Annotated in this window: 16 protein-coding genes and 1 tRNA gene; 5 read left to right on the forward strand and 12 right to left on the reverse strand. The window is 58.7% G+C overall.

Annotated elements, in window-relative coordinates; genetic code table 11:
* On the forward strand, positions 1-418 hold a 418-nt coding region (locus ACI77D_RS18850), incomplete at its 5' end, for a hypothetical protein (RefSeq protein WP_407017244.1).
* Positions 419-626: 208 nt separating this feature from the next.
* Here ACI77D_RS18850 and ACI77D_RS18855 read toward each other — a convergent pair.
* Positions 627-716 (reverse strand) — tRNA-Ser (locus ACI77D_RS18855).
* Between the two features lie 336 nt (positions 717-1,052).
* On the opposite strand from ACI77D_RS18855, the gene ACI77D_RS18860 reads away from it, so the two are divergent.
* The 3 genes from ACI77D_RS18860 (at position 1,053) to ACI77D_RS18870 (ending at position 3,719) form a co-directional block, all read left to right on the forward strand.
* Positions 1,053-1,745 carry a crotonase/enoyl-CoA hydratase family protein gene (locus ACI77D_RS18860; RefSeq protein ID WP_064453715.1) on the forward strand — a complete coding sequence of 231 codons (693 nt, stop codon included), beginning with the start codon at positions 1,053-1,055 and terminating at the stop codon, positions 1,743-1,745.
* A gap of 213 nt (positions 1,746-1,958) precedes the next feature.
* A complete protein-coding gene (locus tag ACI77D_RS18865) occupies positions 1,959-2,705 on the forward strand; it encodes a lysophospholipid acyltransferase family protein (protein ID WP_407017245.1) in 747 nt (248 codons plus the stop codon).
* Positions 2,706-2,747: 42 nt separating this feature from the next.
* Positions 2,748-3,719, forward strand: a complete 972-nt coding sequence (locus tag ACI77D_RS18870) for a magnesium and cobalt transport protein CorA (protein WP_407017246.1) — start codon at positions 2,748-2,750, stop codon at positions 3,717-3,719.
* On the opposite strand, the gene ACI77D_RS18875 is transcribed toward ACI77D_RS18870, so the two are convergent.
* The 3 genes from ACI77D_RS18875 to ACI77D_RS18885 all read right to left on the reverse strand — a co-directional run bounded on the left by ACI77D_RS18875 (position 3,716) and on the right by ACI77D_RS18885 (position 8,041).
* The gene (locus ACI77D_RS18875) at positions 3,716-4,441 is read right to left on the reverse strand and encodes an amidotransferase (protein ID WP_407017247.1); all 726 of its coding nucleotides are present in this window, start codon (positions 4,439-4,441) and stop codon (positions 3,716-3,718) included. The two genes, ACI77D_RS18870 and ACI77D_RS18875, sit on opposite strands and share 4 nt — an antisense overlap.
* Positions 4,442-4,671: 230 nt before the next feature.
* On the reverse strand, positions 4,672-6,819 hold the full coding sequence (locus ACI77D_RS18880) for a 3-hydroxyacyl-CoA dehydrogenase NAD-binding domain-containing protein (RefSeq protein ID WP_407017248.1): 2,148 nt from the start codon (positions 6,817-6,819) through the stop codon (positions 4,672-4,674).
* Between the two features lie 16 nt (positions 6,820-6,835).
* Positions 6,836-8,041, reverse strand: coding sequence for an acetyl-CoA C-acetyltransferase (locus ACI77D_RS18885; RefSeq protein ID WP_221295465.1), 1,206 nt, complete (start codon positions 8,039-8,041; stop codon positions 6,836-6,838).
* A 649-nt stretch (positions 8,042-8,690) separates the two neighbouring features.
* On the opposite strand from ACI77D_RS18885, the gene ACI77D_RS18890 reads away from it, so the two are divergent.
* Entirely contained in the window at positions 8,691-9,497 is an 807-nt protein-coding gene (locus ACI77D_RS18890; protein ID WP_407017287.1) for a c-type cytochrome, read from the forward strand.
* A gap of 138 nt (positions 9,498-9,635) precedes the next feature.
* Here the strand turns inward: ACI77D_RS18890 and ACI77D_RS18895 are convergent, their stop codons facing one another.
* The 8 genes from ACI77D_RS18895 to ACI77D_RS18930 all read right to left on the reverse strand — a co-directional run bounded on the left by ACI77D_RS18895 (position 9,636) and on the right by ACI77D_RS18930 (position 15,665).
* A complete protein-coding gene (locus ACI77D_RS18895; RefSeq protein WP_128588314.1) occupies positions 9,636-10,439 on the reverse strand; it encodes a transglutaminase family protein in 804 nt (267 codons plus the stop codon).
* Positions 10,436-11,386: an alpha-E domain-containing protein gene (locus tag ACI77D_RS18900; RefSeq protein WP_064453722.1), complete on the reverse strand. Its 951-nt coding sequence runs from the start codon at positions 11,384-11,386 to the stop codon at positions 10,436-10,438. Before ACI77D_RS18900 ends, ACI77D_RS18895 begins: the two co-directional genes overlap by 4 nt.
* Before the next feature lie 4 nt (positions 11,387-11,390).
* Entirely contained in the window at positions 11,391-12,800 is a 1,410-nt protein-coding gene (locus tag ACI77D_RS18905; RefSeq protein ID WP_064453723.1) for a circularly permuted type 2 ATP-grasp protein, read from the reverse strand.
* Between the two features lie 414 nt (positions 12,801-13,214).
* On the reverse strand, positions 13,215-13,556 hold the full coding sequence (locus ACI77D_RS18910) for a ribonuclease E inhibitor RraB (RefSeq protein ID WP_003193463.1): 342 nt from the start codon (positions 13,554-13,556) through the stop codon (positions 13,215-13,217).
* Positions 13,557-13,770: 214 nt separating this feature from the next.
* On the reverse strand, positions 13,771-14,007 hold the full coding sequence (locus ACI77D_RS18915; RefSeq protein WP_064453724.1) for a hypothetical protein: 237 nt from the start codon (positions 14,005-14,007) through the stop codon (positions 13,771-13,773).
* Between the two features lie 103 nt (positions 14,008-14,110).
* Positions 14,111-14,716 (reverse strand): START domain-containing protein, encoded by a 606-nt coding sequence (locus tag ACI77D_RS18920; RefSeq protein ID WP_064453725.1) that lies wholly within the window; start codon positions 14,714-14,716, stop codon positions 14,111-14,113.
* Between the two features lie 41 nt (positions 14,717-14,757).
* Positions 14,758-15,012 carry a YkgJ family cysteine cluster protein gene (locus tag ACI77D_RS18925; RefSeq protein WP_128588320.1) on the reverse strand — a complete coding sequence of 85 codons (255 nt, stop codon included), beginning with the start codon at positions 15,010-15,012 and terminating at the stop codon, positions 14,758-14,760.
* A gap of 161 nt (positions 15,013-15,173) precedes the next feature.
* Entirely contained in the window at positions 15,174-15,665 is a 492-nt protein-coding gene (locus ACI77D_RS18930) for a translation initiation factor 2 (protein ID WP_407017249.1), read from the reverse strand.
* Positions 15,666-15,669: the final 4 nt, after the last annotated feature.

The raw sequence follows: 15,669 nt of genomic DNA on the forward strand, positions 1-15,669 counted from the left end.
ACAAGCCTGCAGTTTCGTGCTCTCAGAACAGGCGAAGCAAAAACTGAACACGCTGGCGAAGCAGAACAAAAGCAGCATAACCAATTTTCTTGAGAGCCTGCTCTCTGATGAATACGAGCAGGCCGCCCAACAGAAAACCGTTGCTAAGAATGCCGCCAAAAGGGCCGCAGAAAAGGAGCAGCAACTAAAAAAGAGGCTGGACTCCCTATACCTAGCACTCCAGAAGTGCGCCACGGAACTCACGCAGCGCGTCGTCATGATGGAAGCCGTAGACCTCTCAATCGCCAGCCTCTCAGAGGAGCAGAAGAGCCAAAGCGAAGCGCTTTACGCAAAAACACTAAAAAAGCTTACAGGCAAAAGTCCAACGACATTTCTCAATGAGCAACTCTCTCGCAGCACGGAAAGAGCGCCGAACTAGCCGAGCCCTTCAGGGGCAGCGACGCCAACGCCCACCAGCGCAGCTCGGATCCCGATTTGAACACAAGCGCCAGCGTAGATTGCCAAGAAAGAAAAGCGCCCTATCGCGAACTACCTGACGACAGGGACACCTTTCCAAAATCCGAATGGGGGAACAAAAACCGTAGAATGCAAAAAGGCCCCATTTATGGGGCCTTTAGGTATCAATATGGCGGTGAAGGAGAGATTCGAACTCTCGATACAATTTCTTGTATACACACTTTCCAGGCGTGCTCCTTAAGCCACTCGGACACTTCACCGTATCTCGTCAAACCAGTTCAGTCTGTCGAGGCGCGCTAATGTAGTCGAAAGCCTTTCTGATGGCAAAGGTTTTTTTCAGAATTTTCATGCGGTTAGGCGGTTATGCCGTTACCCGCTCGGGGAGGGCGGTGATTCTGCCATTCTCGGGCACCGCTGGCACGCACTTGGGGCGGCTGCTGCGCCCTGCCCTGGGCCGTCTAACCTAATGAGATACGGGAAAAGTCTGACTGAGTAGTCAGTCATGGCGCTTTACCGGGGCGGGCGTGGTGGGTAACGTCTGCGCATGCTCTTCTATAAACAGCCTATCTATAACAAGTCCTACAAGGAACCGCGTCATGAGTGAGTTGATTGCCTACCACCTCGAAGACGGTATCGCGACCCTGACCTTGAGCAACGGCAAGGTGAATGCCATTTCTCCGGCGGTGGTGAGTGAGTTTAATGCGGCGCTGGATCAGGCCGAGAAAGATCGGGCGGTGGTGATCATCACCGGGACGCCGGGGATTCTGTCGGGCGGTTATGATTTGAAGGTGATGACGGCCGGCCCTAAAGAGGCTATTGGCCTGGTGACGTCGGGCTCGACGTTGGCGCGTCGCCTGTTGTCGCACCCGTTTCCCGTCATCGTCGCATGCCCCGGGCACGCAGTGGCCAAAGGTGCGTTCCTGCTGTTGTCGGCAGATTATCGGATTGGTGTGGAAGGCCCGTTCAGCATTGGCCTGAATGAAGTGGCGATTGGCATGACCATGCACCACGCCGGTATCGAGTTGGCGCGGGATCGTCTGCGCAAGTCGGCGTTTCATCGTTCGGTAATCAATGCAGAAATGTTTGACCCGCAGGGCGCACTGCAAGCGGGCTTCCTGGATAAGGTGGTCGCACCGGAAGAATTGCACGCGGCGGCCCTGGAAGCAGCCCGCCAGTTGAAGAAGATCAACATGAACGCCCACAAGCACACCAAGCTGAAGGTGCGTAAAGCGCTGCTGGAAGCGTTGGATGATGCAATCATCCAGGATCAGGGCCATATCCTGAGCTAACACCCCGCAGCGGCAACGCCAGAGCCCGACCTAGAGTCGGGCTTTTTCTTACCGATAAATCCGAAACCTCTTTAGCCGCTCTAGTCAGGCCTTGTCGGCACACGTTGAAACATGTACTTAAACATCGCCTATCTCCTACGTCTGTAGGGGCAATTGCCGAATACAGTGCACATCCGTACACTGCGCCACCTTTTGTCCCGATGGGCCGCGTCGATGCTCTTTCTGTTACGTATGTTGTTGATGAGCCTGCACTTTATGGTTGCCGGTGTGCTGGGCGTGCTGTTGGGCATTTGTCGGCCGTTCAATCCCGACAACAGCCGCTTGTGCGCGCGCCTCTATGCGCTGCCCGCCATGTGGATATTGCGTTTAAACGTGAAGACGGATGTTGACTCGCTGCGCAACAAACCCGGCACGTGCGTGGTCATCGCCAACCACCAGTCCAACTATGACTTGTTTGTGTTGGGTACTGTGGTGCCTTACCGCACGGTGTGTATTGCCAAGAAAAGCCTGAAATGGGTGCCGCTGTTCGGCCAGTTGTTCTGGCTGGCAGGCAATGTGCTGATCGACCGCGGCAATGCGCACAAGGCGCGTCGCGCGATGCTCACGACCACGCATACCTTGCAGCATCAGGACACGTCGATCTGGGTATTTCCGGAAGGCACGCGCAACCTCGGCAAAGGCCTGCTGCCGTTCAAGAAAGGCGCGTTCCATATGGCGATTGCGGCAGGTGTGCCGATCGTGCAGGTGTGTGTCAGCAATTACATCACCCATATGCAACTTAATCAGTGGAACAGTGGTGATGTCCTCATACGCTCGTTGCCACCGATTCCTACCGCAGGCCTGACTTCGGATGACATCCCTCAGTTGATGCAGACCTGTCAGACGCAGATGGATGAATGTATTGCCGCGATGGACAGTGAGCTGCAAAGTGCCGTAACAATCGAACTCGCTTCCAGCTAAGCTGCCCAACACCTGTCCTCCTAATAAGAAGCGATCAGCACCATGGGTAGAGTTGTTGCGGCCGCCGTTTACAGCGGCGGAAAGAAAGTCACCGATATTACCCTCGATGAGGGCGCGGCCTGGGCCGCCAAACCCGACCATTTTGTGTGGATTGGCCTGGAAGAGCCCAACGCCCAGGAACTGGCCAACCTGCAACGCCAGTTCAACCTGCATGAACTGGCCATTGAGGACGCCCTGGAAAAGCACAGCCGACCGAAGCTGGAAACCTTCGGCGATGCGCTGTTTATCGTGACCTACTCACCGGTACGCGAGAACGGCAAACTGGTGTTTATCGAAACTCATATTTTTGCCGGCAACGGCTACATCATTACCGCACGCAACGGGCACTCAGCGTCGTACGGCTATGTGCGCCAGCGCTGTGAGGCGCGGCCGCTGTTGCTGGAGCATGGGGAAGATTTCGTACTCTATGCGCTGCTGGATTTCGTCACCGAGAATTACCAGCCGGTGAGCGAGGCGATCCATGCCGAGATCGATGAGCTGGAACGCAACGTGTTGTGCAACTCCCTCAATGAAACCCATATCCAGAACCTCCACGGGCTGCGCCGTGACGTGCTGCGGCTCAAGCGTTATGTGGCGCCGATGGTCGAAATCAGCCAGGAACTGCAGAAGCTGAGCTTCCCGTTTATCGACAAGAACATGCGCCCCTATTTCCGTGACGTGCAGATCCACGTGACGCGGCAGATGGAAGACCTGACCACCCTGCGCGATATCGCCAGCCAGACCATTGAGATCGGTGTGTTGCTGGAGGCCTCACGCCAAAGCGTGGTGCAACGCAAGTTCGCCGCGTGGGCGGCGATTCTGGCATTCCCCACCGCGGTGGCGGGGATTTACGGGATGAACTTCCAGAACATGCCCGAGCTGCAATGGCACTACGGCTATTTTGCGGTGCTCGGGTTTATTGCGGCGGGCTGCACCGGTTTGTGGGCAAGCTTCAAGCGTTCGGGCTGGCTTTAAGCCGCAGTCTCTGGCTTGTGCGCGACAAAACGCATCATCCACTCCGCCACGGTGGCACCGTGGTGGTCGCGTTCCAGGCTTGCCACGCCGTGGGTGTAGACCTTTTCCCCAAGAGTTGTCTGAAGAATCTCCAGCAACTCGCGGGAATAATCGTGGATGAATTCCGGGTGGCCCTGGAAGCACAGCACCTGGTCTTCGATGTGATACGCCGCATAGGGGCAAAAATCGCTGGAAGCGATCACCGTGGCGTTTTCCGGCAGGCTGGTCACTTGATCCTGATGACTGATCAGCAACGTCAGTTCTTCCACCACCGGGCTCATCCAGGGCGCCTTGGCATTCAGCGTGTAGTCGTGGATGCCCATGCCCCAGCCTTTGCTGGCGCGTTCAGTCTTGCCGCCCAACAGCAGCGCCAATAACTGGTGACCGAAACAGACGCCCAGCAATTTATCGCCGCGCGCATAGCGTTCGAACAGGTAGGTCTTGAGGGTCTGGATCCATGGGTCGGTGCCGAAGGAGTCGGCTTTGCTGCCGGTGATCAGGTAGGCGTCAAACACTTCATCATCTGACGGGTATTCGCCCTGGACGACGTTGTAGATTACAAATTCGGCGGCAATCGGTTGCTTGGAGAACAGGCGCTTGAACATCTGCCCGTACCCTTGGTAGTGATCGATCAAGCCTGGACGCAGGATATCGGTTTCCAGGATACAGACGCGTAGCGACATAAAAAATACCTGACACGGTGATGGGAATAATGCACACCCCAGAGCCTGCCTTGAAATACCCCTGCAAAGCAACCCCCACCCTGTGCCTAACTGCAGGAGCGGCGGTGCGAGGATTCAACTTGCCCGCGATGGCGTCATATCAGCCAACATTTGCAGTGGCTGGCATACCGCTATCGCGGGCAAGCCCGCTCCCAAAAGGGTTCTCTATTACCCAAAATATTGCGTTTCGGTCAGGCGAATATTGCTCCCTGTGCAGCTTTTTCCAGTAGCAGGGCCGGCGGTGAGAACCGCTCCCCATACTGCTCGGCCAGGTAGCGTGCCCGAGCGATAAAGTCGTTGAGCCCGTACTGGTTGATAAATTGCAGCGCGCCGCCACTCCACGCGGCAAAGCCAATACCAAAGATCGAGCCCACGTTGGCGTCGGCCGTCGACATCAACACGCCCTCCTCCACACACCGCACGGTTTCAATCGCCTGGATAAACAGCAAACGATCGCGCACATCTTTTGGCGAAATCTGATTGCCGGGCTGTTCGAAGCGCGCTTTCAGCTCGGGCCACAGGTGTTTCTGCCCGCCTGCGGGATAGTCGTAAAAACCGCCCCCGGCCGCCTTGCCCACGCGTTTGTATTCATTCACCAACAGATCGATCACCCGCGTCGCAGGATGCGTCGGTACCGCCTTACCTTCCGCCTGCAGATCCTTCGCGGTTTGCTGTCGGATATGGCTCATCAGGCTGAGCGATACCTCATCGGACACCGCCAACGGCCCCACCGGCATCCCAGCCTTGCGCGCTTCGGTCTCGATCATTGGGGCGGCCACGCCTTCGCCTAACATCGCAATGCCTTCGTTGGTGAAGGTGCCGAACACCCGCGAGGTGAAGAAGCCGCGACTGTCGTTGACCACAATCGGGGTTTTCTTGATTTGCAGTACGAAGTCGAAACCTCGTGCCAGGGTTTCGTCGCTGGTCAGGGCGCCCTTGATGATTTCCACCAGCGGCATTTTGTCGACAGGGCTGAAGAAATGCAGGCCGATAAACTTGCCTTGATCAGGCACCGCTTTGGCCAGGCCGCTGATGGGCAGCGTCGAAGTGTTGGAGGCAATCACCGCACCGGCGCCAACCACGTTTTGTGCAGCCGCCGACACCCTGGCTTTGAGTTCACGGTCTTCGAAGACGGCTTCGATGATCAGGTCGCAGCCAGCCAGGTCGGCGTCATCCTGAGTAGGATGAATCCGCGCCAGGGTGCTTTCACGCTGTTCGGCCGTCAGTTGCCCACGGCTGACCTGCTTGTCCAGCAGCGCGGCCGAATGGGCCTTGCCCTTCTCGGCAGCCGCCAGGTTGACGTCCTTGAGCACCACCTCGATGCCCGCACAGGCACTGACATACGCGATGCCCGCCCCCATCATTCCCGCGCCAAGCACGCCAACTTTACGCGTGACGTAAGGCGCGAAGCCTTGGGGCCGTGAACGGCCGGCGTTGATTTCGTTGAGCTGGAACCAGAAGGTACCGATCATGTTTTTCGCCACCTGCCCGGTGACCAGCTCGGTGAAGTAGCGCGTTTCAATCAGGTGCGCCGTGTCGAAATCCACCTGGGCGCCTTCCACGGCGGCACACAGGATCTTCTCCGGTGCCGGGAAGCAGCCTTGGGTTTTACTGCGCAATATCGACGGCGCAATTGCCAGCATCTGCGCCACTTTGGGGTTCGACGGCGTGCCGCCGGGGAGCTGATAGCCTTTGTTGTCCCACGGCTGCCTGGCCTCAGGATTGGCAAGAATCCAGGCGCGGGACTTGGCCAGCAGTTCGTCGCGGTCCACCGCCAGCTCATTGATCAAGCCCGCCTGCAGCGCCTGCTGCGCACGGACTTTTTTACCTTCCAGCAAATACGGCAAGGCTTTTTCCAACCCCAGCATGCGCACCATGCGGACCACCCCGCCGCCACCCGGCAACAGGCCCAGGGTGACTTCCGGCAAGCCGAGCTGCACCGACTTGTCGTCCAGCGCGACGCGGTAATGGCAGGCCAGGCAAATCTCCCAGCCGCCGCCCAGGGCAGCGCCATTAATCGCGGCAACCACCGGTTTGCCGAGCGTTTCCAAGCGGCGCAATTGCGCCTTTAACACGACCACACCGGCGTAGAAATCCTTGGCGTGCGCTGTGTCGACTTTGATCAATTCATTGAGATCACCCCCGGCAAAAAAGGTCTTCTTCGCCGAGGTAATGACCACACCGGCCAGCGTGTCCTTCTCCGCTTCCAGGCGCGCGACAGTGGCCGCCATCGCCTCGCGGTACACACTGTTCATGGTGTTGGCGCTCTGGCCAGGCATGTCGAGGGTCAGCACCACGATCTGGTCCTGGCCTTTTTCGTAACGAATGGCTTCGGTCATGACAAATTCCTTGGGCTCAGAGGCGTTCAATAATGGTGGCGATGCCCATGCCACCGCCGACACACAGGGTGGCCAGGCCGTAGCGCTGCTGGCGCACTTCCAGCTCGTCGAGCAACGTGCCAAGGATCGCGCAGCCCGTGGCGCCCAGTGGATGGCCCATGGCGATGGAGCCGCCATTGACGTTGACCCGCGCAGCGTCGATACCCATATCCTTGATGAACTTGAGCACCACCGAGGCAAACGCTTCGTTGACCTCGAACAGGTCGATGTCTTCCACGCGCAAACCAGCCTTGGCCAGGGCTTTGCGTGTAGCAGGTGCCGGGCCGGTGAGCATGATGGTGGGGTCGGTGCTGGTAACCGCCGTGGCGACAATCCGCGCCCGCGGTTGCAGGCCCAGTTCACGGCCTTTGGCCTCGGAGCCGATCAGCATCAGCGCCGCGCCATCGACGATGCCGGAGCTGTTGCCGGGCGTGTGCACGTGGTTGATGCGCTCCACATGGCTGTAGACCCGCAGCGCGGTGGCGTCGAAGCCCATCTGCCCCATCATCTCGAAGCTCGGCTTGAGCTTGCCCAGGCCTTCGAGGGTGGAGTCGCCACGGATAAACTCGTCATGGTCCAGCAGTACGATACCGTTCTGGTCCTGCACCGCAATCAGCGATTTGTTGAAAGAACCGTCTGCGCGTGCCCTGGCCGCTTTCTGCTGGGACTGTAGGGCGAAAGCGTCGACGTCCTGGCGAGTGAAGCCTTCCAGGGTCGCGATCAAATCCGCGCCGATGCCCTGGGGCGTGAAGTGGCTGTGCATGTTGGTCTGTGGGTCGAGCACCCAGGCGCCGCCATCACTGCCCATCGGCACGCGGGACATGGATTCGACGCCACCGACCACCACCAGGTCTTCAAAGCCGGAACGCACTTTCATCGCGCCAAGGTTGACCGCTTCAAGGCCCGAAGCGCAAAAGCGGTTGATCTGTAAGCCGGCGACACTGACGTCCCAGTCCGCCACCAGCGCGGCGGTCTTGGCGATGTCGGCACCCTGGTCGCCTACCGGGGTGACGCAGCCGAGGACGATGTCATCCACCTGGCGCGTGTCGAGGTCGCTGCGTTGTGCCAGCGCGGTGAGTAAGCCCGCCACCAGGTTTACCGGTTTGACGCTGTGCAAGGCGCCGTCGGCCTTACCTTTGCCCCGGGGCGTGCGTATCGCATCAAAGATCAAAGCTTGGGTCATGACGTCCTCGAACCGCTGTGCATGTGTGCCCCTTACCTTAGGCCCGATTGACACGGTTTCAATGACGGATGCGCTCATTGCTTTTGACACCCACGCTCGGACGAACGGTAGCCAGCTACGGAAAACGGTCGGTTAAACGTTTTAGCTGTCTAGCCTCGGGGCTGGCGCCAAGATGGCCTTAGGCCTCATGCCGTTTTTAGCGGATTTACTGATTAGCTGATATGAAATGGATCTAAGCCGCAAAGAACGAGGGCTCTAAGGTTGAATCAGTAAGAAGTTGCTGCCGGGTTTTGCTGGAGCAGCTGTAAGAAAAGCGACACGTCACGTTGCGATACTGAAATTAACCGGCACGCATTTGACGTTCAGGAATAACAACAAAAGGCAGACAGCCATGTTCAAACACACCAAAGTACGTCAGGCGGGACTTATTCTTTTCGCCACCACCCTGATTCTGATCTTGCCCAATTTAACCAAGATTATTGGGTGACGACTCGATCCTCACATTGCGTGCACACAGTCCACCAGGACTGCAGTTTTTGGCAGCACCTGCCGGGACATTGCGTATAGCGGTCCTGTTGCAGGGGCTGTCTTTTTGCGTGCAGATTTCCGGTATCGTGTGCGCAACCGTCACTTCGAACCGGGCTCCCTCTTGAAACCGATCCTTGCCTTCCTCGCCTTGCTGTTGGCCCTGCCCGCTGCGGCGGCGCAATTGACCATTGAGTTGGACCACGCCAGTAAAACCTGGCAGACCGAGGACTTGCTCAAGCACCCGGATGCGCAGACGGTGCAGATCGTTGATGACGTTTCCTACAAGCGCAATATGACGTATCGCGCAGTGCCGTTGGCAGATCTCCTGCCCGGTTTGAAACCTGAAAACCACCTTCAAGCCGTGGCCCTGGATGGATTTGCCGCTGAGCTAACCGCTGCGCCATTGTTGGAGAAACACGGCGCACGTGCCTGGCTGGCGGTGGAAGACCCGGCGCACCCGTGGCCCGCGCTGGCGGAAGGCAAACCCGGTGCCGGGCCGTTCTATCTGGTGTGGACCGACCCGCAAGCCGCCCATGTCAGCCCGGAGCAGTGGCCGTTTCAACTCTCCGCCATCAAGCAACTGAAGACGGTGGCCGAGCGTTTTCCGGCCCTGTTGCCCGACCCGAAGTTGGCTGCAAATGACCCGATCAACCAGGGCTTCGCGTTGTTCCAGAAAAACTGCCTGGCCTGCCATCGCCTCAATGGCGCCGGCGATGCACAGATGGGGCCGGACCTGAATGTGCCCTACAGCCCCACCGAGTATTTCAGCGGGGATTTCCTCAAGCGTTATATCCGCGACCCGCAGAGCCTGCGGCATTGGCCACAAGCGAAGATGCCGGCGTTTACGGCCAGTGTGTTGCCGGATGGCGAGCTGGATTTGCTGGTGGGGTATTTGAAGCATATGGCGGGGCGTAAACAGCAGCCCTGAGCCTGGCAATTTTTCTGAAAACACCCGCGCCCACTGTGGGAGCTGGCTTGCCTGTGATAACGGACGTTCAGTTAACCCATTTGTAGCTGACCCAGCGCAATCGCAGGCCCGCCAGCTCCCACACCAGAGTTGCCTCGCCTATTGCTGCTGCACGGAAATCACCGGCGTCGGCGCCACACACACCTTGGCATGCATCTGCTCATGCCCACCGCCACGACGCATGCCGCGTACCGGGCAGGCATCCAGGTAATCCAGGCCCACGGCCAGTTTCAAATGCCGTTCCGGCCGGGCCAGTTGGTTGGTCACGTCAAAGCTGTACCAGGCGTCATCCAGCCAGGCTTCCGCCCAGGCATGGCTGGCGAGGTGCGTGCTGTCCTCAGTGTACAAATACCCCGACACATACCGCGCCGGAATCCCCAGGCTGCGCGCGCAGGCCAGGAACGCATGGGTGTGATCCTGGCACACGCCTGCGCGGCCGGCGAAGGCCTGCGCGGCACAGGTGTCGACTTCAGTGGCGCCGGGCGTGTAGACCATTGACTGGTTGAGGGCGTGCATCAGGTCGATCAGCGCGCTGCGGTCACGACGGCGCTGGCAGTGTTGCTCGGCAAAGCCGCGCAGTGCCTGGTCGGGCTCGGTCAGGCGTGTGCTGCGCAGGAACGGAAAGGCCGACTGGCTCTCGTGTTCGGCCTCGCGTAATTCGTCGATATCCACTTGGCCACGGGCGCCAATGATGATGGCGTCGTGGGGTTCATCCAGGGTCAGCACGTGCAGGATGTTGCCGAACGGGTCAACCTGCGCCCGCACCGGGCGCGGCAGGTCGAGTTGCCAGCTGAGCACATGCTGGCGCTCGCTGTCGTGGGGCGTGAGGCGCAGGTACTGGATGCTGGCGCGCACCTGGTCTTCGTAACGGTAGGTGGTTTCGTGGCTGATGGAGAGTCTCATGCCGCCTCCAGGTAGGAACTGTAGATGGCGTCGCCCAACTGGCGGACCAAGGGAATAAAATCGGTCAGCCAGGCGTGCAGGCCTTCCTCGAGAATTTCATCGATGGCGGTAAAGCGCAGGCGCGCGTCCATCTCGGCGGCCAGGCGCTGGGCCGGGCGGCCATTGAGGCCGGGCAGGCTGGCGAGAATCTGGTCGATCTCTTCGCTGCAGGCCCGCAGGGAACGCGGGACGTCTGCGCGTAACAGCAGCAGCTCGGCCACTTGCCGGGCGCCGGGCGCGTCGCGGTAGATCTCGGTGTAGGCCTCGAATGACGACAAGGCGCGCAACAAGGCGCTCCATTGATAGTAGGCGTGGGCCGTGCCGTCGGTGACGGCGGCGGCTTGGTCACCGGCCATTTCGTAGCGAGCATCGAGCAGGCGCAGGGTGTTGTCGGCGCGCTCGATAAAGGTGCCCAGGCGAATAAAACGAAACGCATCGTTACGCATGATGGTGCCGTAGGTAGCGCCTCGGAACAGGTGCGAACGCTCCTTGACCCATTCACAAAACCGGCTCATGCCGTAGTGGCTCAGCCCTTGTTGGGCAATATCGCGAATATCCAGCCAGGTGGCGTTGATGTTTTCCCACATGTCGGCGGTAATTCGCCCACGCACTGCATGGGCGCTGGCCCGCGCAGCACCGAGACAACTGTAGATGCTGGCCGGGTTGGCCGCGTCCAGTGCAAAGAAGTGCAACAGGCGTTCGGCGTGCAGTTCGCCGTGGCGTTCGTGGTAATCCTCCAGAGTGCCGGTGATCAACAACGGCATGGCCAACTCATGCAGGCCATCGCCACGCCCGTCCTGGGGCATCAGCGACAACGAATAGCTGACATCGAGCATGCGCGCGAGGTTTTCGGCGCGCTCCAGGTAGCGCGACATCCAGTACAAATCCGAGGCAGTTCTACTCAACATGGCATCAGTCCTCGACCACCCAAGTGTCTTTGGTGCCGCCGCCCTGGGACGAATTGACCACCAGCGAGCCTTCGCGCAGCGCCACACGGGTGAGGCCACCGGGAACGACGCGGGTTTCCTTGCCGGACAATACAAACGGCCGCAAGTCGATATGGCGCGGCGCGATGCCGTTTTCGACGAAGGTCGGACAGGTGGATAAACACAGGGTCGGTTGTGCGATATAGGCGTGGGGCTTGGCCTTGATACGGGCGCGGAAGGCTTCGATTTCCGCCGCCGTGGAAGCCGGGCCGACCAGCATGCCGTAGCCGCCGGAGCCTTGGGTTTCCTTGACGACCAGGTCCGGCAGGTTGGCCAGCACATGGGACAGTTCATCGGGCTTTCGGCACTGAAACGTCGGAACGTTCTTCAGAACCGGCTCTTCATCCAGGTAAAAGCGGATCATCTCGGTGACGAAGGGGTACACTGACTTGTCATCCGCCACCCCCGTGCCGATCGCATTGGCCAGTACCACATTGCCCGAGCGGTATGCCGCGAGCAGGCCAGGCACGCCCAGCATAGAATCCGGGTTGAAGGCCAGCGGGTCGAGGAATGCGTCGTCGAGGCGCCGGTAGATCACGTCCACTGCCTTGGGGCCGTCGGTGGTGCGCATGAATACGCGGTCATCGCGTACAAACAGGTCCGCGCCTTCTACCAGTTCCACGCCCATCTCCCGGGCCAGGAAGGCATGTTCAAAAAACGCGCTGTTGAAGCGGCCCGGCGTCAGCACCACCACACTTGGATTATCCAGCGGGCTGGAGCTTTTGAGGGTATCGAGCAGCAGGTTGGGGTAATGATCAATCGGCGCAATGCGCTGCGCCGCGAATAATTCCGGGAACAGCCGCATCATCATCTTGCGATCTTCAAGCATGTAGCTGACACCGCTTGGGGTGCGCAGGTTGTCTTCCAGCACGTAGTAAGTGCCATCGCCATCGCGTACGAGGTCGACCCCGGAGATGTGGGAATACAGATCGCGGTGCAGGTCCAGGCCCTGCATCGCCAGTTGGTATTGCTCGTTGGCCAGCACCTGCTCGGCGGGGATAATGCCGGCCTTGATGATGCGCTGGTCGTGATACAGGTCGGCGAGAAACATGTTCAGCGCCTTGACCCTTTGAATACACCCACGCTCGACAATCCGCCATTCACTCGCCGGAATACTGCGCGGGATGGTGTCAAAAGGGATCAGACGCTCAGTGCCCTGCTCGTCCCCATAGAGGGTGAAGGTGATACCGGCACGGTGGAACAGCAAGTCGGCCTCACGCCGGCGCTGCGCCAGCAGTTCGGCCGGCGTTTCGGCCAACCAGCGGGCGAACTCGCGGTAATGGGGGCGAACCTGCCCTGCCCCGTCGTACATTTCATCGTAATAAGTGCGGGTCATGCCGTACTCCTTGTCACCCGGGCGCAAGCACTGTCGCAAGGCCCGTGCCATCGGCATAAACACTTAGAAATCAGTCAGTTAAATAAGCTGCGAAATCTGACCGCACCGTCCTGGTGCGCAGAATGCTGGCGCTCACGACCCGCGCTTCATCGCAATGCAGGCTTTGACTATCAACAGCATAGTCAGAGTTGATTTCACTGCCCGGCCCCTCCTGCGGATAATCACCCACATCGGCTGAACAGGATTGTTTCCTGAGATTTCAGCGAACCTCTCTTCCCTTTGGGCCACCCTTTTCGGGTGGCTTTTTTTTGCTGCTCGAAAAGTGCGCTGCACGTTCGGGAAATTTCAGACAGCACAAACAAAATCGGCCGACCCAAAGGTCAGCCGATACGCTGTGTTGCTCATAAAATCCAGCTACATGGGTAACCCACGCACCTCCTGCTTGACGCCCCACCCTTCGATGATTCCGCCCAGCGGCTCGACCACCGCTTCAAAGTCTTGCTCGAAGTCTCCTATACCGTCGTAGGTTGCGAACATGATTTTGCTCAGCTCCAGGTACCAGGCGCCATCATCGCGCGCGCTGACCTGGGCATTCAGGGATTCCCCACGAAATCGACCCGCAGCCCTTCGCGCCCGTTCCTCATCCGGGAAAATGGCGTAGAACTCGATGGGGTGAAAACGCGAGAAGTCGAAGCCGCCCTCTTTCATGCGGCGCAGTACGTTGGTGCTGATGTCTTCTTGATAGGCTGTGCTCATGAAACGTCCTCCTCAAACCGATGGATAGACTTTCCGTGCTTCCCGAAGCCCGCGCCCTACTGGCGCGGGTACTACGGCAATGACATGACCGCGGGAAAACAAGCATGTAGCTGACAAGACCAGACCTTAGCGATTCATTCGCTGATCTCAGTTGCAGAGTAGCGCGAAGCTATCACCTCCACCAGAGGTGGTTTGGATGCCATACAGGGAATATTCAGGCGGCGGGGGAGATGTCGAGAATCTGAATACTGTTCTGATCCTTGAGGATCTTGACCGTAGGCTCGGGCTTGCGGCCCTCAAGGTCATTAAGATCGAGTTCGGCGGCTACGGGCACCAGCTTGCTGCGAATCATGTGTGCCGCATCTTCGAGGCTGGGTTTTTGTGCGCAGGTGAACTGCTCCACGGACTGTACGCCGTGATCATCAACGAAGGTAATCTGCCACTTTTGCATCGGTGCCTCCTCGATAAAACCCGTGTGTGGGCTTACACATATCTGGACCTTGAGGGACCGGCAAACGTTCCACTCAAGGCCGGAGGCACCTGATCAACTGCGCTTATTTTTCAGCGTGTTCTTTCAAGGCTTTCAAGGTGTTGAACGGCGCGTCCACCACAAACTTGTTGGCCAGCCACGACGGCACACTGCCACCTGGCTCGGTGTGCACCTGGTAGGTGACTTCGGTCTGGTTGTCGCCTTTTGGCACCAGTTTCCAGTAGCCATCTACCTGGGCGACACGCACGTAGCCTTTGACTTCCGGCTGGTAGGTCGGCACTTCCAGCAGTTTACGGGTCACAGTGCCATCGGCGGCCTTGGACGTGGTGATCTCAAGGATCGAATCGCGGTCGGTCACCGGGAACGGTGCCTTGAACTGGGTGTAGGTCCAGCTCTTGTCACCTTCGGTCTTGAGCAGTTTTTGCGATTTGCATTCGTGAATCCAGGAACAGGCACCGGCCACGTCTTCCTGCAGGGCCTGGATCTTGGCGACGGGCGCCTTGATCAGGGCCACACCGCGATACGCCTTGTATTTGGAGCCGGCAATTTCGCTCAGGGACACCTTGATACCGTCTTCGTCCTTGGCCACTTGCCAATCTTCAGCCTGGGCAGTGGCTGCAAATAACACCGTAAAACCGCACAACACAGCCATTCGTTTCAGCGAACCCATTGTTGTATTCCTTATTGTTGAAGTTCCGATAGTAAAGCCCATCAAGCCGCCGTCATTTGTTCCCACCAGCCGATCAGCCGGATCGCATCGGCTTGATCGTTGCCACAAACCTCAAGGTCTGCCTTGAAGTCACTGCACACCGCCGGTCGCTCCGGTTGCCCGAACAGCAGGCACAGCTGTTCGACCGACAGATGCAGGCAGCGTTCGCCTGCCGGTTTGCCGTGGGGCATTCCAGGTAATGGCGAACTGATGGAGGGGGCGATGCAGCAAGCGCCACAGCCTTCACGGCATTTCATGACCAGCAGGTCCTCGACGACTCAATGTGGATGGCCGGGCTAGAGTACGCCCTTAAACAGCCGTTTTAAAATGGTCTAACAGGGGTTTTTCGCACAAAACAAAAGTGACTGACCAGTCTGCGACAAATGGTCGATGGCCTGCGTCACCTTTGCGGGAAAATTTATTGCTTGAATTCGAAATCGAGCGCGGCGCCTTCAATATCGCGTCGTTCTTCACTGCGCAGTTGCAGCTGCATCTGGTTGCTGAGCAGGCGGCCATTGATCTGGAACGCGCTGTCGTCGGTGGGTTTTTCAGCAAACATGGGCGGTAACAACGGCACGCTCTTCGGTTTAGGCATGGTGCCAATGGGCTGCAAATGCCTGACCATTTCCGTCGGCAGGGACAAGTCCAACTGTGCCGGTGGCAGTTTGGTCTGGGCTATTTCGTGGGCAGACTTGGATTTGCTCGCGACCGGTGCGCGTTTTTTTATTACTGCAGGTTTCTTCTTGGCTGCCGGAGCCTTTTTAACCGGCGCCGGCTTCTTCGCAGGGGTCTTCTGTTCGGTACTGGCAGCGGGCTTGCCGTCAGTCACGGGAGCCGCCGCCAGCACCGAGCTGGCATTGCACAGGCTTAGCAGGCCAATCACCACAACAGTGCGAAAAATAGAGGTCATATCG

Origin of the sequence: Pseudomonas sp. O39 (assembly GCF_045447295.1) — a bacterium.
GTDB classification, from domain to species: domain Bacteria; phylum Pseudomonadota; class Gammaproteobacteria; order Pseudomonadales; family Pseudomonadaceae; genus Aquipseudomonas; species Aquipseudomonas antarctica_A.